The sequence below is a fragment of the Klebsiella sp. YJ genome (genome assembly GCF_002108615.1).
Classification (GTDB): domain Bacteria; phylum Pseudomonadota; class Gammaproteobacteria; order Enterobacterales; family Enterobacteriaceae; genus Klebsiella; species Klebsiella planticola.
The window spans coordinates 1-1,201 of the sequence record NZ_MTEG01000094.1; the positions used below are offsets into that span (position 1 = coordinate 1).

Sequence of the window (1,201 nt, forward strand, 5' to 3'; positions counted from 1 at the left end):
GTAGCCGGCATCGGCTGAGACAAATTGCTCCTCTCCATGAAGCAGATTACCCAGCTGATTGAGGTCATGCTCGTTGGCCGCGGTGGTGACTAGGCTGTGGGTCAGGCTACTCTTGGCATCGACACCAATGTGGGCCTTCATGCCAAAGTGCCACTGATTGCCTTTCTTGGTCTGATGCATCTCCGGATCGCGTTGCTGCTCTTTGTTCTTGGTCGAGCTGGGTGCCTCAATGATGGTGGCATCGACCAAGGTGCCTCGAGTCATCATGACGCCTGCTTCGGCCAGCCAGCGATTGATGGTCTTGAACAATTGGCGGGCCAGTTGATGCTGCTCCAGCAGGTGGCGGAAATTCATGATGGTGGTGCGGTCCGGCAAGGCGCTATCCAGGGATAACCGGGCAAACAGGCGCATGGAGGCGATTTCGTACAGAGCATCTTCCATCGCGCCATCGCTCAGGTTGTACCAATGCTGCATGCAGTGAATGCGTAGCATGGTTTCCAGCGGATAAGGTCGCCGGCCATTACCAGCTTGGGTTAAAACGGCTCGATGACTTCCACCATGTTTTGCCATGGCAGAATCTGCTCCATGCGGGACAAGAAAATCTCTTTTCTGGTCTGACGGCGCTTACTGCTGAATTCACTGTCGGCGAAGGTAAGTTGATGACTCATGATGAACCCTGTTCCATGGCTCCAGATGACAAACATGATCTCATATCAGGGACTTGTTCGCACCTTCCATAGCTAAACATGATTTCCCCATCAAACAGTAAGTCGTGTCAATTCCTAGAGTTAACACATTTCTGATCATGACTCACACGTTACGTTCAGTCGGTAGCCATCTGTGCAAAAAATGCGCTTAGCGTAGGATAATTTCCTTTTTCCAAGCGGACCCCAGGGACAACGGAACGCAACACCAAGTAGATTGATGACATAAAGTTCCTTCAATTCCGATCTGCCCTCCCGCTTTCATTTTCTGCCGCAGATCACTTTTGTTGCCATTCCTTTACAACAGCTCCCCAATCGACAGTTCTCTCGACCAATTTCCCATCAGCATACTTTCTTGTCCAAACATCCCAGAAGTCAGGGTCATCAGAAGGCACTGTTGCAAATAGTCGGTGGTGATAAACTTATCATCCCCTTTTGCTGATGGAGCTGCACATGAACCCATTCAAAGGCCGGCATTTTCAGCGTGACATCATTCT

General features: G+C 50.5%; 1 pseudogene. It reads right to left on the bottom strand.

Going from position 1 to position 1,201, the window contains the following annotated elements:
• Positions 1-668, bottom strand: a pseudogene (locus BV390_RS30300) (IS5 family transposase); the annotation flags it as partial.
• Positions 669-1,201: the final 533 nt, after the last annotated feature.